We start from the raw sequence: 22,619 nt of genomic DNA, 5'->3' as shown, positions 1-22,619 counted from the left end.
AGTATATTTAAAACATGAAAAAACAATTACTACTATTAAGTCTTATTATTTTTGGAATTATTTCTTGTTCAGACGATACAGGTGATACATTAGACCTAACTGTTCGTACGAACGATTTGAGTAAAATGTATGGAACAGGAGAAAAAAAATGGAAAATAACTGCTTATTATTCTAATTATAATTTACAAGAGTTAGACGAGACTTTTAATGATTGTGTACAAGATGATGTATATGTGTTTTCTAAAGATACGGAAGATGTAGAAGTTTCTTTAGGGAATATTACATGTGGTAATGTAAGTGATGTTAAAAATGAATTTGCAGGAGGTAGGTATACGCACACTTCTGATAATACATTATTATTGAGTTTTGCGAGATCATATGAAAAAGAAGAAACAGGTGTGTCGATTTCAAGAATTATGATTATTAAATGTATACATTTAAGTGAGAATAAGATGATCTTTATACATGGAGATGTTGGTGATTATATTGGAATTGTTTTTGAACGAGTAGATTAGCATTTTTATCATTTATATTTTTAATGAAAAGTAATAGAAATAAAAATTATATTATGTTATTTGAATAGTTTGTGTATATTTGCACCCACAATTCAAAAACACGCGGGTGTGGTGGAATTGGTAGACACGCTAGACTTAGGATCTAGTGCCGCAAGGCGTGGGGGTTCGACTCCCTTCATCCGTACAAATTTAAAATGCAATTAGTTTAAAATTAACTGATTGCATTTTTTAGTTTATAGAGTTTGCACAAAATCTGCACAATAATTCTTTATTTCTTCAAAATTGCTTTAATGTTGATTAATAATTAATTTATTATAAGGTTTTCATTTTAGAAAAAAGATCTTGAAAATTTAGATATACTATCTAATTATTATTCATTAATTTTTTCTTTTCCTCAATCATTTTTAATTCTTTATCAGATAATGAAAACAACGGTTTTTCATCAATAAGTATTTCGGTAGTAGATTTTGGTAAAGATTTAGATATATTATTTATTGTTTGATTAAAAACCTTATCAATTAATAATATATTTTTTTCATCTACACCAAGTTGAATTGCTTTCGTTCTTAGGTCTAGTAAGGCTTGAGCTTTATCAATACGATTATCAAACTCTTCTTTACTAATTTTTCCAGTTTGAAGATCTCTAATATAATGTCCTAATCCGAATATTAAATCCTTTATTAATTCAATGATGTTAGTATTCCCAAAAAGTTTAGTCCAAACACTTCCTGACTGTATATTTATTATGTTTAAAGGGTAATCATCGTAATGAATTTCAAAAGCTTGTAATAAACCACTATACAAATTGTTGATAAGATTTAAAAAAGATGAAAAAGAGTCTAAAGATTCTTTTTCACTAATAATATATATGTCAATAATTGAATTATTGGTATCAACTTTATGTTGATTAAGACTTAAATTATTTATTGTTTGTTCAGCTGCATACATTATACTTTTAAGTTCAGATAAGAATTTTTGAATTTCAAATAGAAGTATTAAGTATAGAAATGGACTTTCAGGGTAAATTCTACAATTGCTAAAAGAATCACAAAGCTTTTCTGTAATATGATAGAAGAAATCTTTCTTCTCTGAATTTATACTTTCTATTTCCTTTATATCTGAGTAAATTGCGTTTATTTTTTCAAAAAAAGAAAATGGTTTGTAGCTAGACATATATTTAACCATGTTGCTAAGTATCTCTTTAGTAAGTGTATCGATATTTGAATCAAGACTATTTAACTTGTCTAGATGGTCAATGAATATTTGCTCTGATTCTAAAAAGTTTTTTAAATATGATAAAATTTCAGAGTGTTTTTCGTGAAAACTATCTATTACAAGTGCTTCTTCAATATATTTTTTTAAAACCATAAAAAGGAATAGTGTTTAAATTTGTGTTATTCTATATAGCTATTTTTATTAAACTGAGTTATAATTACTGTAAGTGTAAATATAACTAATGTGAATTATGATTTTAGACAATAATTATTCAAAAGTTAAAGCACTTTATAATTTATTTTTCTATCAGTTTGTTATCAGTCAATTAGTTTGAAAAATTCCTCTAGTTTTATGTTTCTTGCTTCACAAATCTTGTATAAAGTCCTTAGAGGCATTCTATAACCGTTGACTTGAAGTATTTTTCTAACGGTTTTCTCATCAATATTATGATCTAAAGCAAAGTTTCTATTAGACTTACTTTTATTCACCCATTCTTTAGCTATATAATTACAAACTTCTTTGTCTATATCCATGTAACAAATGAATACATAGTTGTAAAAAATAATGCGGACGAAAGGACGCAAAAAGAATAATTCTTCTATCTTTGAAAGAAATTAATCTAAATAAAACTTTATGAAAAATTATTTTACATTACTTGTAATATTGTTCTTAGTTTCTTGTAAAACTAGCACACAAAAAGAAGAGAAATCCTTAGAATTATCACCAAAAAAAGAAATTTCTGAGGTCAAAAAAACAGAGGTAAATAAACCTTCTAGAGAAGAAGATATTAAGCTCGTAGAAGCTTATTTAAGCAATTCTAAGAGGTCTTTAACCGATGATGAAGGTTTTCCTTTAAACTATGAAGTTAATTCAATATGGGGCAGAAAAAAGAGCCTAGGAAAGTCTAAAGAAATATCTAATAAAGGTAAGTATAGAAACTCTTTATATCTTCAATTATCAATACAAGAATTGACTTTAGTTTTAAAACTTAATGGAGAAGAAAAACGTAGAGTAAAATTTCTAGCACAGATATACGATTATTATATTTTAAATCCCGCTGGCTCGGATAAAATCCCTTCTAAATATACTAAGCAAAGAAAGATTTTTGTTTCAGAGTTAGATAACGAAGAAACCTTAAAAGAAATTATAAAATTTGTTACTACACCAGACTTTAGTCAGGCTATGTTTGAGCAAAATGATAATGATAAAAAAGTTTCAAATCAATGGATAAGAATTTCTTCAAATCTAATTAAGGAATCGGGAATTAAGAAGTACAAATCTATTAAGGATTTCTAAGACCTAAGGAAAGAAATCCTTAAGAAGTAACTCTAAATAACTTAAAAAATCTTGTACAAATCTCGGTAAGGTGTTCTTATTCTATTATAAGTAGAACTTTTACCGAGATTTGTACAAGAATATTTTCTTAATATTAAGGCTTTATGCCCAATTCTTCGTATTTATTTATACGATATAGTAAATCTTCATTCTTTATTTCCCATCCACCAAATATTGAGTCTTTCCTACAAAGTCTCTGTATCCTCAATTGTTTGGGAGTTATCATTTTCTGTCAAATTCTCAGTATCCTCAATTGTCTGTGGGTTATCATTTTCTGTGTTTTCTGAAGATTCTGATTCAGTTGAAATATACTTCAAATTGATGTTTAAAATTTCATCATAAGGTATAACAAAGTAATTACTTGTTATTGTTTTATTCACTCCATTAACTTTTTTTCTAGGGTAACTTAATACTATATACTCTACAGAGTTGTTTTTATCTAGTTGATAATCAACTAAAGTTCCTCTATAAATAATCTCTTCACTATTAGATTTAGTTAATACATCGACAAGTCTTTGATTTATATCGTTAGAAGAGATTGTATCATCACTATTATATTCGGTTATATCTAAAACTTCTCCTGAAAATAAATAGTACCAATTATTGTCGTAACGAAATAAATTAGTTTTTCTATCAATTTTAAAATACCTAATGATATTTCTTAATAAATAAGAAAAAATAACAGAAATAACCGTGATAGAAGAAAAATACTTAATTATGGAATAAATGTTTTCACTTATACTGTCGTAACTATCTATTGCTCTTGCATTAAATAATAGTTTTAAAATTATGTCAAAATCAATTTTATATCCTCTATTTTCAACAATGGTAATCCAAAAAGAGTGTATAAAGCCTGCTAAAAACAGGGAGCTAAAAATTTCTTGTAAAGTATTTTTATCTGTGAAGGATTTAGATAACTCTTTAGTGAAATAAATTCTACGAGCTAAAATTGCAGGTAAAACAATAATAAAAATAGCTAAACTAACAGCAGCTATATTCATTTTCTATTTGCTGGTATTAATTGACGTACTTTATAAGTCTTACCCTTTTCATCTTTTATTTCAAAATTAGATTTATTTTTATCCATAGCTTCGTAAAGTCTTTCAGAAAGATATTTATTTGTAGCAATTCTTACAGAAGCTCCAGATAACTGTTTAGTTCTAGTGTTACCTAAAATAACATTTTTAAAAAATGACTTTTTTCTCATATTATCAAATATAGAACAAATTTTGTACCAATACAAAATTATTTTATTCCTTATTCTGTCTTTGTAATTACTTTTTCTCATATTGTTCTTTAAATTGTTTAGCATAATCATAGGAAGTTTTGCCAATATAGCCTAGAAAGGTTTTTTCGCTAGAATGTCCTGTAACGCTCATAATTAAGTAATTTGGAAGCCTTCCGAAGTTGTTCGTACAGAAACTACGCCTACAAATATGAGTAGATACAAGTTTCCATTTCTCATACTTTCCAAACTCACGTCGTTTAGTATTCTTATTATATAGAAATCCTTCTGTTAACTCGTTTATTTCGGCAAGTCTGCAAATGTCTTTTATATACTTGTTAAACTTTTGTTGACTTATTTTATATGGAAATCCGTCGTTAACTATTTCTTTTACTTCATCAAGAACAGGAATTGTAACTAAACTACTTGTTTTTTGTTGCTTTAACTCAATAACTTCTAAGTCATTTCTAGTATGAAAATTGCTAAGATTTATATTAAGTAAATCTCCTGATCTTTGACCTGTATAACAGCCTAATAGGAGCCATTTACGGGCATTTTCAAGGCTTTTTAAAGGGAGTTCAATATGTTTTATTCTCTCCAATTCTTCTAAGCTTAAAACGACTATAAATTCGTTTTTAGTTTTATATCCTGTAACCTTAGAAAGTTGAGAATTAACCTTTAAACCATGAAATAAAGCATCGTTACAAACTGTTTTAATTGCGCTTAACATTCTACCAGCATAACCCGAAGCATATTTCTTAATTTTAGTCATCCAATTAGTAAACTTATTGCTAAAATCAAGGTTTACATCTATGATTTTGATAATATTATTTTCCTGAAATTCAGTTATAAACTTCTTTAGTATTTTAAAATCGTCAATTCTTGATTTAGATAAGCCAAAAGTACCTTTAGAGTTCTTAATCGTATGCGCTTTACTAATATAATGAGCGATATAACCTACTAATGTAGTCGGAAGTTTTTCTTCTTTAGTCTTATTTCTTCCAAAGAATATATCTATACATTCTTGTAACCAAGGTTTATTAATGTTTTTCAATTTAAAATCTTGATTGAATCTGTTAAAAATAAATTCTTCTAGTTGAATTAGCTTTGTTTTTACTTCTGAGGATTCCTTGCTTAAAGCTTTAGGATATTTTAATTGTTTGTTTTTAGAATCAAACCAATATTCTCTATTAGAATTAAACCCTGTATTGATAAATATATCAATCTTAAAATTATTCTCTTTATGAGAAAATCTTAATGTTAAAGGAGCGAAGTTTTTCTTACTCCTAAAGATGAATTTAATTGAAGCCATTTTTTGCACAATATTTGCACACTAAAGCGTAGAAAGTTGAAAAATATATTGTTTTAAGAATTTATGTATATTTGCGCTACCAAATTTATAGGAACATTTACGGATGTAGTATTTAGTCTAGTATTAGCGGGTGTGGTGGAATTGGTAGACACGCTAGACTTAGGATCTAGTGCCGCAAGGCGTGGGGGTTCGACTCCCTTCACCCGTACAATAAAAAAGAATTAAAGCTCTGGCAATGTTGTTGTTAGGGCTTTTTTATTTTTAATATTCCCTTGTTTTTACCCCGAAAAATTGCTAGTGCTTCAATTTGAATTGATTTAAAGAATATTGAATTCAATTCTTGTTTCTCAAATTTTCAATACGTTCTCTATAAGTTTCAATCTGCAATCTTAGCTCCAGAATTTTCAAATCGTTTTGTAATCCAGCTAGTTTATTAGAATCATTTTCTAAACTAATTGCATGTTTCTTTAGTTTTATCTGGTCATTTATGTCCTGTTTGTTTGCCATATAGTATTGGTACGTTAAAAACCCTTTAAATAAAGCGATATAGGAGTATTGTTATTAATTGCATGTTAGCGAATAGGTGTGCTTGTAGGTTCAAAAAATGTATAAAAGGCATTATATCCACTTTGTTTAAGAATTGAAAACTAATATGTAAGAAGGGTCTCAAAATTATTGTACTAGGTTTGTCTCGCTAGTGAGGTACTCCCCTAAAAAGAGTTGGTCTAGGGAATTATTATTATATAGCCAGAGTAATTCTATTCGTAGCGATTCGTTACTAAGGTCTGCATTTTCTTCGTATTGAGTTTTTACGTAATTTATTAATAGCTGTTTTGTTAGTGGTGTGCAAAGCAGTTCAATATTTTCAATAGTTATTTCCATAGTCTAGTTTTTGTTTAATCGTTTGTTATTAAATTCATTTAGTAATGAAACATGTATTCTCCAACTATGCTTTTTCTTATATAGTAAGTCTGGAGTGTCTTTGTATTTTTGTTTGAGTTCTTTAATACGGTAACGAAACGTGCGTTCGCTTATGCCAGTTAGTTTTAAAACCTCAGCAAATTTGTAATATGTTTTCTGTTTCATAGTAGTCTTTTATAATAAATATGCAGCTGCAATTGAAAAGACTATTTTTCTGTAAGTTTTATCTCATTTTATGAGATAATGTTTTATATTTAGTTTTCTAAAACTATACCTTTATGAATCGTATAAAAGAAGTATTGCAAGAAAAAGGTATTAAGCAAGGTTTTCTGGCGGAAAAATTAGGTAAAAGCTATAATATGGTTAACAGTTATGTAGCAAATAGGAGGCAGCCTCGTGTCGAGGTGCTTTATCAAATTGCCGAATTGCTAAATGTTAGTGTTAAAGATTTGCTTATCGATAATAAAAAAAACTGCTAAATGAAATTAATAAATAATCAAGATACCTTGTTAATTGATGAGATAAAGTATTTAATTAATGAAAAATCAAAGGTTTATATTAGTTGTAATTACTTTACGGCTTTTGCGGTTTTTGAATTAATAGAAATACTGAAAAAGTCTAGCCAAGTAAATATACTATTAGACCTCAAGACCGAAGGGGAGTTCAAATTTATACAGAATGATGCTGAACAAAAACTAAATTTAGCATTAGATAGGAAGTATAAAATAAACCAAGTAATTGGCTTAATTGAGGATAAAATCCAGTTCAGAAAAGGAAGCACTGCAAACCAGAACATACTTGTTGTTGAAAATGAGGATAGTTCAACATGCTTTACCTTAACGCCTCTGAATTTAGATTCGATTAGTTTGGGGGTATTGTCGTCAGAGTTTCCTGTTCTTATAAATTCAATTGAAGACACCAATCAAACCTATTTAAAACTATTTTTAAATTCATGGGATAATAGTAGTCAGTCATTAAACGATGTTGTAGTTGAAGAACTTGAAAAAGGCACATCAAACTTCACAGGAGAAGCCATTTATAAATATTGTATTCGTGAAATATTCCGTTATTCTACGATTAATGAAAGAGCAGATGAAAAACTTGAAAAAGTAGGTTTCAAAAACTCAAAAATATGGAGTTTACTTTACAATTTTCAAAAGGATGCCGTGATAGGTGCTATTGAAAAGATAGAAACTTATGGAGGGTGTGTTATAGCCGATAGCGTTGGTTTAGGTAAAACTTTTGAAGCTCTTGGTGTAATTAAATATTATCAATTACGAAATAGTAGAATTTTAGTACTAGCTCCTAAAAAACTTAGAGAAAACTGGACGGTTTACACTTTAAATGACAAACGCAATATTCTAGCTGAAGACAGGTTAAACTACAATATACTTAATCACACAGACTTGTCTAGAATGCGTGGAAAGTCTGGAGACATAGACCTTGAAACTGTTAATTGGGGAAATTATGATTTAGTCGTGATTGATGAATCTCATAATTTTAGAAATAACCCTACTAAAAAGGGAATGACTCGCTATAAACGTTTAATGAACGATGTTATTAAGGCAAATATTAGAACCAAAGTTTTAATGTTATCTGCTACTCCTGTAAATAATAAAATGAATGACCTTAAAAATCAGATTTCCTTTATTACAGAAGGCGATGATGCTGCATTTACTTCATATGGTATTGATAGTATAACTCAAGTTATGAGGGATTCACAACGCAGATTTACCAATTGGTTTCGGGACGGTGACCCAGATGATTTAGATGTTAATGAATTGATGCAACATTTAGATGGGGCATATTTCAAAATACTGGATATGCTAACCATTGCAAGGTCAAGAAAACATATCGAAAAGTATTACGATACCGCTGATATTGGTAAGTTTCCAAATCGTTTAACACCAATTACGGTTCATCCAGAAATTGATACCAAAAATCAGTTTAAGGATATTGGGCAAATCTACGATGAAATAAGCACCTTAACGCTGGCTTCATATACACCACTAGGTTATGTAAGGTCAGATAAACGAGAGTATTATGAGGAAAAATATGATATGCAAACCCATACAGGTAGCGTATTTAAACAAGTTGACCGTGAGCAAAGTTTAATTTACTTAATGCGTGTAAACCTTCTAAAACGTTTAGAAAGTTCTATACACTCGTTTAAGCTTACTGTAGAAAAACTAATAAGTTTGGTAAACTCAAACTTAAAACAGTTAGAAGAGCATCAAAATGGTAATATCGACCTAGATATAAACATAACCGATATTGATATAGATGATACAGAATTGGAAGACTTGTTAATTGGAGGTAAAACCAAAGTACTTATTCAAGATATTGATAGCATACGTTGGAAACAGGATTTAAAGCAAGATAAAGCCGTTTTAACAAGCTTATTGGCAAGCATTAAGTTAATAGATGTGAAACGTGATGCAAAGCTTTTGAAGCTTAAAAACTTAATAAACGATAAAATTGAAAACCCATTAAATGGAAATAATAAAAAGGTAATTGTATTTACGGCATTTGCCGATACTGCTAACTATTTGTACCACGAATTAAAAGATTGGTTAAAAGCTGAAAAAGGTTTAAATACTGCATTGGTAACGGGTTCTGGTCAGAACAAAACCAATATGAAAGATTGTAGAAACGACCTCAACACCATCCTAACCCATTTTTCACCACTTTCAAAAAAACGTAAAGACATATACCCAGAGGCAACCAGTGAGATAGATATTTTATTCTGTACCGATTGTATTTCAGAAGGTCAGAATTTACAAGACTGCGATTACCTTGTTAACTACGACATTCACTGGAATCCAGTGCGTATCATTCAACGTTTCGGGCGTATAGACCGAATTGGTTCTATTAATGAGCAAATTCAATTGGTTAACTTCTTTCCTAGTATGGAGCTGGATAACTTTATCGATTTGGTAGCTAAAGTGCAAGGACGTATGGTAATGCTAGATGTTTCAGCAACAGGAGAAGATAATATTATTTCAAGAAACAGCCGTGAAATGCAAGATTTAGATTATCGTAAACGCCAATTAAAACAGTTGCAAAACCAAGTGCTAGATTTAGAAGATATTAACGGAAATATTTCTATTACAGATATGACCTTTAATGATTTTAAAATCGATTTAGAAAAAAGTACCGATACGCAAATTGAAGCTTTAAACGAAATACCACCAGCCTCTTACGCTATTGTAAAATCTAATTTACCTAGTATAAAAGAAGGTGTAATCTTTTGTTTAAAAGACACGAGTAACGCCATAAACGATAAGCTTAAAAACAATATTTTATATCCATATTTTTTAGTTTATGCCAGTTTAGATGGTGAGGAAATGCTTGCGGCAACGCAAACTAGAGTAGCACTAGATTATTTTAGAAAGCTATGTATGGGCAACGATAAAGTATTACCAGATTTGGTTGCTCGATTTAACCAAGAAACCAAAGCCACTAAAAAAATGGAAGCCTATACCAAGCTATTAAAAAAGTGTATAAAAGAGGTAGCTGGCGTACAGGAAGAAGTTGGTTTAGATATGTTAGCTACTCGTGGTATGGTAAACTTGTTAAACAAAAACGCAAATAATGATGATGCGTTGGAATTGGTGAGTTATTTAATTATAAAATAAATGAGTAGTTCGTTTAATAACATATTTAAAATACCAGAGCGCAGCCTTGTAAACCAACGTTTAACCAAAGCTTTTTTTCTACGAAATTTCAGCCTTACAAGTACTGAAAAGAAGTTGTTAAACAACACCATTACTGCTATGGAAATAGTAGCGCAAGTTAATTTTGAAAAAAGTAACATTCCAAGTGTATTAACAGAAACTGATAGCTATGAGAATATTTTAATTATTAGCTGTACTTTACCTAATAATCAATTAGGAAAATATGCTGATAGTTGTACACAATTCATCCAAAAATACATTGCACATCAAGTGGTTTTGGTAGTTGAAGATGGCAACGATTTTATAATTAATGTAGCTGAAAAACGCATTAACCAAGTAGATAACAACAAACTGGTAGTAGAGCAATATTTCAATACCTCAACTTTATCTAAATTGTATAAAAACGAGCAGACCTTAGCATTTTTTAATGCTTTGGAATTTAATAATCTGGACAAAACCAATCTAGAAACCACTTACAAAAGCTATATACAGACTGTAGTGCAATACCAAGTAGCTCATAGCATAGGTACTTTTACCAAACGTAACCAAAAACGTACTGAAGAAGACATGGCTAATCTTTTAGCTATAGAAAACATAGAAACCGAAATAACCAGCCTAAAAAGCCAGTTAAGTAAAGAAAAACAACTAAATAATAAAGTAGCTTTAAATGTAGCAATACAGAAAAAGAGACAAGAAATAGAAGACATTAAACAACAACTCACCACAACATGAGCATAGAAAAAATAGAACAAGGCGATACCCTAACCCAAAGCAAGGATTTAGTAGCCGATAACATAGAAAAACTAAAACAACTGTTCCCAGAAATTGTTACCGAAGGTAAGATAGATTTTAAAGTGCTACAAGACGTTTTGGGCGAAGCTATAGAAGACGAAGATGAATACTACCGTTTTACATGGGCTGGTAAAGCACAAGCACGTAGAGAAGCTCACAAACCCAGTACAGGTACATTAAGACCAGTAAAAGAAGATAGCTTAGATTGGGATACTACTGAAAACCTTTACATAGAAGGTGATAATCTGGAAGTATTAAAACTGCTACAAAAATCTTATGCAGGTAAAGTAAAAATGATTTATATAGACCCGCCATACAATACAGGTAAGGATTTTGTATATAAAGACAATTACAAAGACAACCTAAAAAATTACCAAGAACTTACAGGGCAATTAAATAGTGAAGGTAATAAATTAAGTACCAATAGCGATAGTGACGGACGTTACCATTCTAATTGGTTAAACATGATGTATCCTCGTTTACGTTTAGCCAGAAATTTACTAAAAGACGATGGTGTTATTTTTATGAGTATTGATGATAATGAGGTTGAAAATTTAAAAAAAATTGGGAATGAAATTTTTGGTGAGGAAAATTTTATTGCTGAAATAATAAGAGAGGCAATTAGGGGTGGGAGTCAATCAAAAAATATTAGAGTGTCCCATGATTACATTATTTGTTTTTCTAAAAATATTAACAAAATTTCTTTTACAGGTAGAGAGGTGGATGGAATAGTTCTTAATTTAGAAGATGAAAGAGGGAGATATGCTAAAGGAAGAGAGTTGAATAAATGGGGTGCTGGTTCGAGAAGAGAAGATTCACCGTCAATGTATTTTGCTATATCTGGACCAAATGGTGAAGAAGTGTTCCCTATAAGGAATGATGGAAGTGATGGGAGATGGAGACTTGGTAAAGAAAAAATGCATCAGAAAGTTAAAGATGGTGATGTTATTTATGAAAAAAGAGAAAATGGTACTTACATAGTTTATGAGAAATTAAGAGATGATTCACCAAGAATAAAGCAATTTACAACATTATTCACTAAAGATTATATCAATGCCAAAGGTACAGAGACCATAAAAAATCTTTTCAAAATTGAGAGGTCATATTTTGACTATGTTAAGCCTATTGAGTTGATGAATGACTTATTATTGATGTCGGCACCAAATAACAATGACATTGTAGTTGATTTCTTTTCTGGCTCAGCATCTACTGCTCATTCGGTTATTAAGTATAATGTTGAAAACGAGGGGAATGTTAAATATATTATGGTTCAATTACCCGAAAGTTGTCCAGAAAACAGTGAGGCTTCTAAGGCAAATTATAAAACTATTCCAGAGATAGCTAAAGATAGATTAAGAAAAATCAAAGAAGTTAATCTTAATTCAAATGTTGACCTCGGCTTTAAAGTATTTAAACTAGACAGTAGTAATATAAAAACTTGGGATGGTAACCCCAACGAGCTAGAGGCTAACCTTTGGGATGCAGTAAGCAATATAAAAGATGATAGAACAGAAGAAGACGTATTGTACGAGATACTCTTAAAATACGGTTTAGACCTTACCTTACCTATAGAAGAAAAAACTATAGAAGGTAAAACGGTGTTTAATGTTGGTTTTGGAGCATTATTTATTTGTTTAGGAGATAACCTAACCAGCAAAGTAACCGAGGGTATTGGGAAATGGAAAGAAGACCTCAACCCAGAAGTTTGCCGTGTTATTTTTAAAGACACAGGCTTCACCGATGTAGAAAAAACAAATGCAGTACAAACCCTTAAGCGCTACGGTATTACCGAGATTAAGAGCATCTAACTTTTGCTTGCAAGAAAATTTAACAAACGTTATGAACATTATATTAACAAAACTTCTTATATTTGCAGTAATAATACTCGCCACGCTTCCCAAAAGAACAGCGCACCTGGGCGAGTTTTCGATTTTTATAGGTTTTGTTAATCTTCAAGCACAACAATAGCCTATGAAATATAGTAAACCAGCCGTTCCTTTTCCAGAACAAATTCAAAAACTTAAAGACAGAGGGTTAAGCTTTCAAGATGAAGCTGTAGCAGAACACACCTTGTCTCGTATAAGTTTTTATAGATTGAGAGCTTACACTTATCCTTTTCAAAATAATGATGACCCTAACCATCCGTTTATTGTTGATGTGGATTTCGAGACTATTATTAAACTGTATAAATTCGATAGGAAGCTACGATTGTTAGTTTTTGATGCCATAGAGAAAATAGAAATAGCCTTACGTACTCAAATTATTTATCATTTTGCTTTAACTCATGGAAGTCACTGGCAAACAGACCCTAATTTGTTTCGAGACATTGCAAGGTTTGCCAAACATCTTGAAACCTTAAATAAAGAAGTAGAGCGAAGTGATGAGACATTTATAAAACACTATAAAGAAAAATATTCTTCACCTTCACAACCACCATCATGGATGAGTTTAGAGGTAGCGAGTATGGGGACACTTTCTAAATTTTATCAGAATTTAAAGAAAAGCCCCGAAAAGGAAACTATAAGCAGAAGTTTTGGCTTGCCCAAATTTTTCATTTTAGAAAACTGGATGTTTTGTTTTTCAAGCTTGCGAAATATTTGTGCGCATCATGGACGATTATGGAACAGAAGATTATCGGCAATACCTAAATTACCATATCATACTACAAATACGTTTTTATCAAAGGCTGAAATTAATAGTATCTATGCAAATAAATTATATGCAACACTTTGCTGCGTAAATTATATGTTAGGAGAAATTGACCCTAATCATCATTTTAAGAAAAAATTAAAAAAACTAATGGCAAAATGCCCTTTAGAACAAGAAAAAGAAATGGGCTTTCCAGAAGGATGGAAAGACCATCCGTTATGGAACTAACTGTTTAAGAAACATAAATAAAGTCTTAAGCAACATTTAACAACAAATAAGCAACAGGAGTCGTTGCAACAGTTAAACGATATGAAAATTCAATTTGATTCAGCGTTAGACTACCAACAGGAAGCCATAAACGCTATAGTAGACATATTTCAAGGACAAGAAGTCTGTGAGGCTAATTTTACAGTGTACTCACCAGAGTTTTTAGCAAAACAACAAAACTTTGCTTTTAACGAAATGGGTTACGGTAACCGTTTAACCTTAAGCGAAGGTAAGTTGTTGGAGAACGTTCAAAATATTCAATTAGCTAACGGCTTAAAACCTTCCGAGCGTGCTGAGGTAAACCGTAATCATTTAGATTTTACTATTGAGATGGAAACAGGTACAGGAAAAACCTATGTGTATTTACGTACCATTATGGAGCTGTACCGCAAATATGGTTTCTCTAAACATATTATTGTAGTGCCTTCTATTCCTATAAAAGAAGGAGTTTACAAATCGTTGGAAATTACCAAGGAGCATTTTAAACAGCTATATGATAACGTTAATTATAATTTCTTTATTTACGATAGTAGTAAGTTAAATGAAGTCCGTGACTTCTCTACCAACGATGGTTTAGAAATTATGGTCATAAATATTGATGCTTTTTCTAAAAGTTTTAAAGACCCGAGTAAAGACAACAAATCCAATATTATTCACCGTTATAATGATACATTAGGTTATAAACCATTAGACCTCATCAAAAACACCAATCCAATTGTATTTATAGATGAGCCTCAAACTACCATGAGTACACCTATTCGTAAGAAAGCTGTGCAGAGTTTACACCCTTTGTCTATTGTTCGATATTCTGCAACTCATAAGGAAAAAGTAAACCTTATGTACAAGTTGGATGCTATTGATGCTTACGATAGAAAGCTGGTAAAGCAAATTGAAATTGGTTCAATTCAAACCGAAGGTGTAAACAACCAAGCCTATATTCGATTAGTTAGTGTTAAAGTGAGTAAAGGTTATCCAGTAGCAAAAGTAGAAGTTGATGCTTTTGTAAATGGGAGCATTAAAAGAAAAACGTATTCCGTAAAACAAAATGAAGATTTAGAACAACTTACCGATAGAGTTGAATACGAAGGTTATATTATAAAAGATATTCATGCGGTTGAAGGAAATGAATATATCGATTTTACAAGTAAAGAAGATGTTATCCGTTTAGGACAAGCCATTGGAGCTGTAGATGAAAAACAGGTAAAAACAGCAATGATTCGTAAAACCATTGAAGAACATTTAGACAAAGAATTAGTATTAAATCCTCAAGGTATTAAAGTGTTGAGTTTATTCTTTATTGATTCTGTTGCTAAATATCGTGTGTACGATGAAGAAGGAAATGCCGATAACGGTGAATATGCCGAAATATTTGAAACAGAATATCAAAAACTTATTACCAAGCCAAAATACGTAAGCCTATTTGGCGAAATAACCGATGATGAAAAGGATGCGTCCCAAGTACATAACGGTTATTTTTCAATCGACAAAAAATCTAAAGTTAGTAACAAAAAAGATAAGTTTGAATATTTTAAAGATACTAGTGGAAGTGTAAAAGCAGACGAGGATACATACAACCTCATCATGAAAGACAAAGAGACTTTATTATCTTTTTATGACGGAAAAAACAAGTTAAAGAAAGTTAAATTTATTTTCTCACATTCAGCTTTAAAAGAAGGTTGGGATAACCCTAATGTATTTCAAATTTGTACACTTAAAGATGCTGGAAATTCAGAAATTAGGAGGCGACAGGAAATTGGTAGAGGTTTGCGTTTGTGCGTAAATCAAGAAGGAAAACGTGTATATGGTCACGAAGTAAATACGCTTACGGTAATGGCTTCGGAGTCTTATACCGACTTTGTAGATAACCTTCAGAAAGAAATTGAAAAAGACACTGGAATTCGTTTTGGAATACTGGAGTCTCACAGTTTTGCAAATGTGGTATTATCTATTGAAGATGAAACACCAGTTTATTTAGGACAAGAGAAGTCAGAAGAGCTTTTTAAACATTTACTGGCTCAAGGCTATATAGATGGTAGAGGAAAAGTTCAAGATGAATTACGCATTCACCTTAAAGAAGATAAAGTAATCTTACCAGAAGCTATTACCGAAAATAAACATGTTTTAAAACAGGTATTGAGCAACTTAAAAGATGCTGCTGGTAAACTAGAAATTAAAAATAAAGACGATAAGAAACAAGTTAAGGTTAACAAGCGAGTTTTAGACAGTCTAGAATTTAAAGAACTTTGGGAGCGTGTAAAATATAAAACAACATTTTCTGTAGATTTTGATTCTGCTAGTTTAGTAAAAGAATGTATCAATGCGCTGGATGACAGATTGAAGATTACTAGAGGAAAACTACATTATAGTAAAGCATCAGTATCCATTGATATTGGAGGAATTGAAGCAGAGGTAAACGCTAATAGTACCAGAACTGAAACTTTACATGAAGAAGTAGAAATGCTTCCAGATATTGTTGGTTATTTACAGAATGAAACGCAATTAACAAGAAAATCGATAGTTGAAATACTTACAGGAACTAATAAGTTAAGATATTTCAAGATTAATCCTCAAAAGTTTATTGAAGGCTGTATTGACATTATAAATGAGCAAATGCGAATGCACATTATTGATGGTATTCAGTACAAAAGGATTGACGATACAGAATACTACAGTCAAGAATTGTTTGAAAATGAAGAGTTATTTGGTTATTTAAAGAATAATTTAAAAGAAAGTACAAAATCACCTTACGACTATGTAGTGTACGATTCAAAAGTAGAATCAACTCTGGCAAACGACTTTGAAAATAGCGAGAATATTTCGGTATATGCTAAATTGCCTAACTGGTTTAAAATAGATACCCCTTTAGGAACTTATAATCCAGACTGGGCAATCCTATGGAAAGATGAGCAAGAAGAAAAATTATTCTTTGTGGTAGAATCCAAAGGAAGCACAGGACTTTTTGATTTAAGACCAAAAGAGCAAGGGAAAATAGATTGTGGTAAAAAGCATTTTAAAGCTTTAGATAGCGAAATGATTGTTGCTGCTAGTATGGATGAAGTCGAAAATCATGCTATATCATAATAGATAAACTATGTAGAATTATCATTTATAACAAATTGCAAACATTAGTTTGCGATTTGTTATAAATGTGTTGTCTTTGATTAACTTTAAAAACTTAGTCATGGAAAATACGTCTGTACAAATCGCTCAAACAATTTTAGACCAAATCAAATATTTAGATAAATCTGCCTTAATGGCATGGGGAGCTAAAAATTATGTTGCTCTTCCAGAATCGAAAGATTTTCAAGGTGGTGTAAGCTTTCAAGTGAACGGATTAACATTCAAGGGTTGGGTTAAAGTTGAGTTAACTTGGCTAGATGAATACCAAATATCTTTTATCAATAAGAAAGCTGAGGTTGTTAAATCTTATGAAGGTGTTTATTGTGATATGTTGGTCGATATTATTGACTATGTTGAAGGTAAATACGAAGCTGCTTAATGAAAAAATACGTAGCATATTATAGAGTCTCGACTCAAAAACAAGGAAATTCTGGGCTTGGTTTACAAGCTCAGAAAAATGCTGTTTCCAATCATATTAACGAAAAAGGAAATCTGGTTGGTGAATTTACAGAAGTTGAAACTGGAACACGTAAAAAGAAACGTGTGGAAATTTACAAGGCTATCGAGCTAGCGAAATCTAATAAGGCTATTTTAATAGTTGCTAAACTAGACCGTTTAGCTCGTGATGTTGAATTCACCTCAGCATTATTTAATGGAGGTGTTGAGTTTATTTGCTGTGATAACCCAAACGCTAATAAGCTTACCATTCAATTACTTTCCGTTATAGCTGAGCATGAAGCTGAGGTGATTTCTAAACGTATTAAAGATGCTCTTAAAGTTAAAAAGGAGAAAATTGAAAAAGGTATCTACATAAATAAAGATGGCTCTACTATGACTCCTGTAGATGGAAAATTCCGTTTAGGGAATCCAAACGGTTTTGGTAAATACCAAAAACTTGGTGTTGAAAAAATAAAAGAAAACGCAAGAAATAATAAGAACAATATCCAAGCAATGGACATTATCTGCTCAGCTCGAAAAGAAGGAATGACTTTCCAAGCCATTGCAGATAAATTAAATAAACTTCAATATACAACCAGAAGAGGTAAAAAGTTTAACCCAATTCAAGTTCAGCGACTTTATCTAAAGTGTGAATAAAAAATGAGTCTCTTTAATTCAAGAGTCAGTTCTTTTGAACAAAGATATTGTCGCTATTGTATGGAGATAATCTATTTCATTCACCTTATAAGCTGTCCAATTTGAGTCACCATTTAGATATGTAGGAGGATAAATAACTATTAAATACTTGCCTTCTACTATTTTCATGTATGAATTATTTTCATACGGATTACCTCTAAAATTTGTTGAATGTGCTAATGATTTCCATGAATCGTATCGCTTTTCCATCTTTGATATTGAACCAAATACTATCCGTATTTGTTTTTCATCACCGTATTGCGTAACATCTATTATTTCATCATTCTCTTCAATAATCGAATTTAATTCACTTCTTAATTCTTTAATTCTTTCTCTCATGATTTTACTTTTTTTATTAATTATTAATATTTTATTTTGTTTTAAACTTTTTAATTGTAATTCGATTCAAAATCAAAACATCATGGACTCTTGTTGTTAGTTCTGTATTCTTTGTTTAAGCTTTGTATTTCAGATTTGTATGATGGATAATATTTTTTTATCGTTTTTATATTCATCTTAGCGTTAATTGCTAGACCTTTCTGGGTTATAATACCATCTTTAACAAAATCCCATTGTTCAATTGCTTTTTCGATTTTGAGTTTACTTTCCTTTACTCTATCTTGATTAATCACTTTAATAACCGCTTGACGTTTCTCCTTAGTAGTCAAATCGTAATCAGAATTAAACACAAATCGTCTTTCAGCGTTTTTTATTGGTTCTGGGTCTTCTTGATTAATAGCGTAGCTTACAATAGAATTCAGTTCATTTAATGAAAGTGGTTTGATGCAGTGGTCAGCATTAATACTTCGCATCAACCTAAATAGGGTCTCATGTGTAATTCCTTTATTAAGAGCTTTAATTTGATATGCTATAGCAATTAAGGTGGTATTGCGTTTCCCTTCTTGGATTCCATTAAAAGGTATAGTGGTTTTAGAATACAGTACCTTAGTTTTAAAATCATGTATTACATCTCCGTTAAACTCAATATTTTCAATCAAGTCACTCAGATTGTCAAATCTTAGTGATGACTTAAAATAGTCCACTACAGTCTCTATAGTGTTGGTTGCTTTAAGATTGCTACTGTGCTGGGCTTTTTCTGTTTCTACAGATTTTTTATACTCAACTAACCATTTCTCAGAATTATAATTGATATATAGGTTAGGGTCATAGGATAATACATTAGGTTGGGTAGCTTTTCTTGCCCCATCATCTGCATCAATATCCAGAGCTTTAGCTATTTGGTTGTATTGGACTTTAAAATTGGAACTATTTATATTTTCAACTTTGACTAGAATCCCTCTACCATTACCAGATAATGAAAGCCATGATGCAAATATTATTGGATTAGATAAATTAATATTGGTTTGACCATCTACATCTAAATAAATGAAACCAGTACTATCTATGATATTGCTGTTTTTTCTAATTTTATTAAATCGAAAATTTAAAGTATAGCATGGTAACTCATTTAATTTTATGAATTTGTATTGATTTTTATCTATAGTATAAGCCGTCCTTGCCTTATTTATCTGCTCTAAGTGTTCATTGCCATTCTTAATCGTATAAAGGAATTTGTCTAATTCTACTGAGCCTAATACTGTACTAGACTTAGTAACGCTTTTATAATAATTAAACAAGAGAGTCTCCTTCCTTAATATTTAAGAAATTCAATACATCTTGCCTAAGGTATAGTGGTTTCTTACCAGCTCTCATTGCTGGGATTAACCTACCATCCTGTTCCCAGTTCCAAAGTGTGGTTAGAGATTTGATATTACAGAGCTTTGCAGTTTCTTCTCTGGTAAGAATTTCCTTTTCCTTCGTTTTAATAGGATTAGATTTGACTTCACTTTTTATTAAAGCGAAAATTTTCTGGGTAAGCGTTTCAGTTAGCTCTTCAACACTTAAAGTTGATAATATTACTTTTTCCATGCGTTATATTTTTACCGTTAATTCTCTGGCAAAGATACACTTACATGTTTGTTTGTTTTAGACTCTTATAGGAGACTAAGAGTCTTTGGTCGTACTTAAAAAGTTAAAGTGCTGTTATTAAATGAGTTTATTAGAAGATATTAAACAAAAACTACTTATAGTTTAAAACTAAGAGTTTACCAATTTATTAAACTGACAAATTTTTTAAGCTTTGCTATTTTTCTCTTGTCTGTAGTTGGTTTTTGATTAAGCATATCGCTAGCACTGATGGTTTCATTTTTAACCAGAAAAAATTCAGCTGTGATTTGCCAATGCTTGTTTTTTGGATTCACAATTACTTTAGAATTGATAAGTAGTTTAATGAAGAAATATAGAGAGGATTTACCATCTTTCCAGTCAATTTTTTTTTCTAAAGGCTTTCCTAAAAACAATGCTTTAAAGACATACCAATCTGTATTAAATTGGTTGATAAAAGACCCCATGTGGTCATAATATAATGATTGAAACCTTTTGTCACCCACGATGCTTATTGATTCAAATGATAGAATGGGTTCTTCTAACTTATACCATTTAGATAACTTTTTTCGATTAGTTTTGTTGATATGAATATGAATGTGGGACAAGGAAATCTTTGCTAAGATTCCCATGATTGCATAAGTAATGATTGAATTATGGTGTTCAACTTCCTTGTTCTGGCTATTCGGTATTGCTTGAATGCATTCAAGTAAGTAATTTATAATTTTGTTTAAATATTTGCTTTTGTCTGTAGTTAGAATACTGTACTCTAGTTCAAAGCAGTTGTAAGCATTTGTAAATTTAGAGTCAATTTCGTTTTTAAAGTGTAATAAGGATTCAAATGAATTTGATTCACTATAGTTGATGTTTTCAATGAATTTTTTTTTGACAAAAGAAAAGGGGTGTTTTACTAAACCTATATCAACATTCTCCCTTCGATTAGCATACAAATATTTAACATAATTTGAATCATTATACTTTTTAAACAGTTTGCTAAAGTTGTCTTGTGATTTATTTTCTTCCATTAAATTGTATATTACTAACTGTTTATAAAATCATTAAAATTAATATTTTCCCAATAGGCTTTTAGTTTTATTGCATATTCTTTAGGTGTTATCTTGATGTAGTCTAGAAACTGTTTCTCTGTTTTGTGTCCCGTGATTTTCATTAGTGTTAAAGTGTCTAGTTTACCATAGTGATTAGTTGCGAAACTTCTTCGACCAATATGGCTTGTAATTAGTTCGTATTTGGGGTATTTGCCAATTGTTTTTCTATATACAGTTTCTTTCACACCGTTCTTTACTTTTATTTGTGCACAGATTTTTCCACCTTTAATAATATTAGTGATTCCAGCTTCTTTACAAACTTCCTTTATGTAGTTGTTATATTTTTGGTTACTAATTTTTCTGGGAAAATTGCCGTTTCTTTTGTTTAATATCTTTTTTACTTGATTGTGGAGAGGTATGATTACTGGAAACTTAGTTTTAAGCGTATCTTTTTTAATAAAGTCATTATCCAAGTTAGTTTTTGTTAGGGTAAGTAAATCGGAAACCCTAAGTCCAGTCCAGACAGATATTATTAGCCAGTCTCTGGCGTTGTCAAGATAGTCTTGAGAGAAGTTAAACATGTTTATTTTGTGGATTTCTTCTAATGTCAAATAAGGGTCTAACGTTTCATTAGAAGGTGTGTAAAACTCTGAGCTTTTAAATTCGCTATTAATACTGTAGCCTTTTAATAAAGCCTTATTACATACATGCTTAATAACATCTATGTAGCCACCAATTGTGTTAGGGTTTAAGTATTGTTCTATTTCAAGATATTCGATAAAGTCTGTGTGGAATTTTATATTTATATCTTCTAATTTCAAATGTTTACCATGATACTTTTCATAAGCTTCAATTTTATTTTTTGTAGTTTGGTAATGTTGGACTGTTTTTTTTTTAATTGGATTTTTGGGATGTTTAATTCGTTTCTTGGCACTGTCTATAAATGATTGAAAGAATGCTGTAAAAAATAATTTTTCATCCAAACTCTTGTTAAGAGTGACTCGATTTAAAAAGTTGTTAATATTACTTTTTAACCATTTGTTATCTATAATGATGCCTTCTAGTGAATCTGTACTATATTGATTTTCTACATGCACTTTTAACTGCTTGAGTTTCTTATTAAGTTCTTTGTAGTTAATTTCGTCCGTGTGATTAATTTTCTGGAGTTTCGCACTCCATTTACCTCTAGGTACTTTTATTTTTGTTGACACTTCAAGGTCAAGTTTCCCTTCTTTGAATCTAAGATAAATTGAGTTGAATTTACTATCAGTCTTTATTCGGTAGCTAGAGGTAGGCATGAGCAATTACTTTTTGGTAAATATAAGAAAGTGAATGTGATTTTTACCCCGATTTTTACCCCGAAATTTGATGAGCTATGATGAATTATAATGAATCAATAAAATTCAAAATCTTATTAAATATGATTTAACTTTGTTGATATAAGTGGTTTATGTGTATTGGTAGTGT

22 protein-coding genes and 2 tRNA genes are annotated in these 22,619 nt (G+C 30.5%); 12 read left to right on the top strand and 12 right to left on the bottom strand.

Annotated features, from left to right (window positions below; genetic code table 11):
• The first annotated feature begins 14 nt into the window (after window positions 1-14).
• Window positions 15-515 carry a hypothetical protein gene (locus BVC87_RS04735; RefSeq protein ID WP_075341200.1) on the top strand — a complete coding sequence of 167 codons (501 nt, stop codon included), beginning with the start codon at window positions 15-17 and terminating at the stop codon, window positions 513-515.
• A gap of 102 nt (window positions 516-617) precedes the next feature.
• A tRNA-Leu gene (locus BVC87_RS04730) sits at window positions 618-699 on the top strand.
• 179 nt (window positions 700-878) lie between these two features.
• Here the strand turns inward: BVC87_RS04730 and BVC87_RS04725 are convergent.
• Both BVC87_RS04725 and BVC87_RS04720 read right to left on the bottom strand, forming a co-directional pair.
• The gene (locus BVC87_RS04725; RefSeq protein ID WP_075341199.1) at window positions 879-1,883 is read right to left on the bottom strand and encodes a hypothetical protein; all 1,005 of its coding nucleotides are present in this window, start codon (window positions 1,881-1,883) and stop codon (window positions 879-881) included.
• Window positions 1,884-2,047: 164 nt separating this feature from the next.
• The gene (locus BVC87_RS04720) at window positions 2,048-2,263 is read right to left on the bottom strand and encodes a helix-turn-helix domain-containing protein (protein ID WP_075341198.1); all 216 of its coding nucleotides are present in this window, start codon (window positions 2,261-2,263) and stop codon (window positions 2,048-2,050) included.
• 100 nt (window positions 2,264-2,363) lie between these two features.
• On the opposite strand from BVC87_RS04720, the gene BVC87_RS04715 reads away from it, so the two are divergent.
• The gene (locus BVC87_RS04715; protein WP_075341197.1) at window positions 2,364-3,026 is read left to right on the top strand and encodes a hypothetical protein; all 663 of its coding nucleotides are present in this window, start codon (window positions 2,364-2,366) and stop codon (window positions 3,024-3,026) included.
• 224 nt (window positions 3,027-3,250) lie between these two features.
• On the opposite strand, the gene BVC87_RS04710 is transcribed toward BVC87_RS04715, so the two are convergent.
• The 3 genes from BVC87_RS04710 to BVC87_RS04700 all read right to left on the bottom strand — a co-directional run bounded on the left by BVC87_RS04710 (window position 3,251) and on the right by BVC87_RS04700 (window position 5,602).
• Entirely contained in the window at window positions 3,251-4,066 is an 816-nt protein-coding gene (locus tag BVC87_RS04710) for a hypothetical protein (RefSeq protein WP_075341196.1), read from the bottom strand.
• Window positions 4,063-4,272 carry a hypothetical protein gene (locus BVC87_RS04705; RefSeq protein ID WP_075341195.1) on the bottom strand — a complete coding sequence of 70 codons (210 nt, stop codon included), beginning with the start codon at window positions 4,270-4,272 and terminating at the stop codon, window positions 4,063-4,065. Before BVC87_RS04705 ends, BVC87_RS04710 begins: the two co-directional genes overlap by 4 nt.
• A gap of 67 nt (window positions 4,273-4,339) precedes the next feature.
• Window positions 4,340-5,602, bottom strand: a complete 1,263-nt coding sequence (locus BVC87_RS04700; RefSeq protein WP_075341194.1) for a phage integrase SAM-like domain-containing protein — start codon at window positions 5,600-5,602, stop codon at window positions 4,340-4,342.
• Between the two features lie 126 nt (window positions 5,603-5,728).
• Here BVC87_RS04700 and BVC87_RS04695 point away from each other — a divergent pair.
• A tRNA-Leu gene (locus BVC87_RS04695) sits at window positions 5,729-5,810 on the top strand.
• 125 nt (window positions 5,811-5,935) lie between these two features.
• Here BVC87_RS04695 and BVC87_RS23335 read toward each other — a convergent pair.
• Complete coding sequence (locus BVC87_RS23335; RefSeq protein WP_159439317.1) at window positions 5,936-6,109, bottom strand: hypothetical protein; 174 nt, start codon at window positions 6,107-6,109, stop codon at window positions 5,936-5,938.
• A gap of 378 nt (window positions 6,110-6,487) precedes the next feature.
• Window positions 6,488-6,688: a hypothetical protein gene (locus BVC87_RS04690; RefSeq protein WP_075341193.1), complete on the bottom strand. Its 201-nt coding sequence runs from the start codon at window positions 6,686-6,688 to the stop codon at window positions 6,488-6,490.
• A 113-nt stretch (window positions 6,689-6,801) separates the two neighbouring features.
• Here BVC87_RS04690 and BVC87_RS04685 point away from each other — a divergent pair, with 113 nt between their 5' ends.
• The 8 genes from BVC87_RS04685 to BVC87_RS04650 all read left to right on the top strand — a co-directional run bounded on the left by BVC87_RS04685 (window position 6,802) and on the right by BVC87_RS04650 (window position 18,123).
• The gene (locus BVC87_RS04685; RefSeq protein ID WP_075341192.1) at window positions 6,802-7,002 is read left to right on the top strand and encodes a helix-turn-helix transcriptional regulator; all 201 of its coding nucleotides are present in this window, start codon (window positions 6,802-6,804) and stop codon (window positions 7,000-7,002) included.
• Entirely contained in the window at window positions 7,003-10,161 is a 3,159-nt protein-coding gene (locus BVC87_RS04680) for a helicase-related protein (RefSeq protein WP_075341191.1), read from the top strand. It begins immediately after the preceding gene.
• Window positions 10,162-10,932, top strand: coding sequence for a DUF4391 domain-containing protein (locus tag BVC87_RS04675; RefSeq protein ID WP_075341190.1), 771 nt, complete (start codon window positions 10,162-10,164; stop codon window positions 10,930-10,932).
• On the top strand, window positions 10,929-12,800 hold the full coding sequence (locus tag BVC87_RS04670; RefSeq protein WP_075341189.1) for a site-specific DNA-methyltransferase: 1,872 nt from the start codon (window positions 10,929-10,931) through the stop codon (window positions 12,798-12,800). The genes BVC87_RS04675 and BVC87_RS04670 overlap by 4 nt, the downstream gene beginning before the upstream one ends.
• Before the next feature lie 163 nt (window positions 12,801-12,963).
• Window positions 12,964-13,869, top strand: a complete 906-nt coding sequence (locus tag BVC87_RS04665; protein WP_075341188.1) for an Abi family protein — start codon at window positions 12,964-12,966, stop codon at window positions 13,867-13,869.
• Between the two features lie 81 nt (window positions 13,870-13,950).
• Window positions 13,951-16,989: a type III restriction-modification system endonuclease gene (locus BVC87_RS04660; protein WP_075341187.1), complete on the top strand. Its 3,039-nt coding sequence runs from the start codon at window positions 13,951-13,953 to the stop codon at window positions 16,987-16,989.
• Window positions 16,990-17,089: 100 nt separating this feature from the next.
• Window positions 17,090-17,407 (top strand): hypothetical protein, encoded by a 318-nt coding sequence (locus tag BVC87_RS04655; RefSeq protein ID WP_075341186.1) that lies wholly within the window; start codon window positions 17,090-17,092, stop codon window positions 17,405-17,407.
• Window positions 17,407-18,123 carry a recombinase family protein gene (locus BVC87_RS04650; RefSeq protein WP_075341185.1) on the top strand — a complete coding sequence of 239 codons (717 nt, stop codon included), beginning with the start codon at window positions 17,407-17,409 and terminating at the stop codon, window positions 18,121-18,123. Before BVC87_RS04655 ends, BVC87_RS04650 begins: the two co-directional genes overlap by 1 nt.
• Before the next feature lie 18 nt (window positions 18,124-18,141).
• Here BVC87_RS04650 and BVC87_RS04645 read toward each other — a convergent pair whose 3' ends face one another.
• The 5 genes from BVC87_RS04645 to BVC87_RS04625 all read right to left on the bottom strand — a co-directional run bounded on the left by BVC87_RS04645 (window position 18,142) and on the right by BVC87_RS04625 (window position 22,450).
• Window positions 18,142-18,501 (bottom strand): hypothetical protein, encoded by a 360-nt coding sequence (locus BVC87_RS04645; RefSeq protein ID WP_075341184.1) that lies wholly within the window; start codon window positions 18,499-18,501, stop codon window positions 18,142-18,144.
• A gap of 80 nt (window positions 18,502-18,581) precedes the next feature.
• The gene (locus BVC87_RS04640) at window positions 18,582-19,799 is read right to left on the bottom strand and encodes a primase C-terminal domain-containing protein (protein WP_075341183.1); all 1,218 of its coding nucleotides are present in this window, start codon (window positions 19,797-19,799) and stop codon (window positions 18,582-18,584) included.
• Window positions 19,792-20,091: a DNA-binding protein gene (locus BVC87_RS04635; protein WP_075341182.1), complete on the bottom strand. Its 300-nt coding sequence runs from the start codon at window positions 20,089-20,091 to the stop codon at window positions 19,792-19,794. The genes BVC87_RS04640 and BVC87_RS04635 overlap by 8 nt, the downstream gene beginning before the upstream one ends.
• A gap of 176 nt (window positions 20,092-20,267) precedes the next feature.
• A complete protein-coding gene (locus BVC87_RS04630; protein ID WP_075341181.1) occupies window positions 20,268-21,131 on the bottom strand; it encodes a hypothetical protein in 864 nt (287 codons plus the stop codon).
• 14 nt (window positions 21,132-21,145) lie between these two features.
• On the bottom strand, window positions 21,146-22,450 hold the full coding sequence (locus BVC87_RS04625) for a site-specific integrase (protein WP_075341180.1): 1,305 nt from the start codon (window positions 22,448-22,450) through the stop codon (window positions 21,146-21,148).
• Window positions 22,451-22,619 lie beyond the last annotated feature (169 nt).

This window comes from Tenacibaculum agarivorans, from assembly GCF_001936575.1.
Taxonomy (GTDB): Bacteria; Bacteroidota; Bacteroidia; order Flavobacteriales; family Flavobacteriaceae; genus Polaribacter; species Polaribacter agarivorans.
This window is presented reverse-complemented; position numbering and strand designations above follow the sequence as displayed.

Bases quoted from the DNA above. Each gene is read 5' to 3' on its own strand.
- BVC87_RS04735 (WP_075341200.1), top strand. From the start codon at position 15: ATGAAAAAACAATTACTACTATTAAGTCTTATTATTTTTGGAATTATT.
- BVC87_RS04725 (WP_075341199.1), bottom strand. From the start codon at position 1,883: ATGGTTTTAAAAAAATATATTGAAGAAGCACTTGTAATAGATAGTTTT.
- BVC87_RS04720 (WP_075341198.1), bottom strand. From the start codon at position 2,263: ATGGATATAGACAAAGAAGTTTGTAATTATATAGCTAAAGAATGGGTG.
- BVC87_RS04715 (WP_075341197.1), top strand. From the start codon at position 2,364: ATGAAAAATTATTTTACATTACTTGTAATATTGTTCTTAGTTTCTTGT.
- BVC87_RS04710 (WP_075341196.1), bottom strand. From the start codon at position 4,066: ATGAATATAGCTGCTGTTAGTTTAGCTATTTTTATTATTGTTTTACCT.
- BVC87_RS04705 (WP_075341195.1), bottom strand. From the start codon at position 4,272: ATGAGAAAAAAGTCATTTTTTAAAAATGTTATTTTAGGTAACACTAGA.
- BVC87_RS04700 (WP_075341194.1), bottom strand. From the start codon at position 5,602: ATGGCTTCAATTAAATTCATCTTTAGGAGTAAGAAAAACTTCGCTCCT.
- BVC87_RS23335 (WP_159439317.1), bottom strand. From the start codon at position 6,109: ATGGCAAACAAACAGGACATAAATGACCAGATAAAACTAAAGAAACAT.
- BVC87_RS04690 (WP_075341193.1), bottom strand. From the start codon at position 6,688: ATGAAACAGAAAACATATTACAAATTTGCTGAGGTTTTAAAACTAACT.
- BVC87_RS04685 (WP_075341192.1), top strand. From the start codon at position 6,802: ATGAATCGTATAAAAGAAGTATTGCAAGAAAAAGGTATTAAGCAAGGT.
- BVC87_RS04680 (WP_075341191.1), top strand. From the start codon at position 7,003: ATGAAATTAATAAATAATCAAGATACCTTGTTAATTGATGAGATAAAG.
- BVC87_RS04675 (WP_075341190.1), top strand. From the start codon at position 10,162: ATGAGTAGTTCGTTTAATAACATATTTAAAATACCAGAGCGCAGCCTT.
- BVC87_RS04670 (WP_075341189.1), top strand. From the start codon at position 10,929: ATGAGCATAGAAAAAATAGAACAAGGCGATACCCTAACCCAAAGCAAG.
- BVC87_RS04665 (WP_075341188.1), top strand. From the start codon at position 12,964: ATGAAATATAGTAAACCAGCCGTTCCTTTTCCAGAACAAATTCAAAAA.
- BVC87_RS04660 (WP_075341187.1), top strand. From the start codon at position 13,951: ATGAAAATTCAATTTGATTCAGCGTTAGACTACCAACAGGAAGCCATA.
- BVC87_RS04655 (WP_075341186.1), top strand. From the start codon at position 17,090: ATGGAAAATACGTCTGTACAAATCGCTCAAACAATTTTAGACCAAATC.
- BVC87_RS04650 (WP_075341185.1), top strand. From the start codon at position 17,407: ATGAAAAAATACGTAGCATATTATAGAGTCTCGACTCAAAAACAAGGA.
- BVC87_RS04645 (WP_075341184.1), bottom strand. From the start codon at position 18,501: ATGAGAGAAAGAATTAAAGAATTAAGAAGTGAATTAAATTCGATTATT.
- BVC87_RS04635 (WP_075341182.1), bottom strand. From the start codon at position 20,091: ATGGAAAAAGTAATATTATCAACTTTAAGTGTTGAAGAGCTAACTGAA.
- BVC87_RS04630 (WP_075341181.1), bottom strand. From the start codon at position 21,131: ATGGAAGAAAATAAATCACAAGACAACTTTAGCAAACTGTTTAAAAAG.
- BVC87_RS04625 (WP_075341180.1), bottom strand. From the start codon at position 22,450: ATGCCTACCTCTAGCTACCGAATAAAGACTGATAGTAAATTCAACTCA.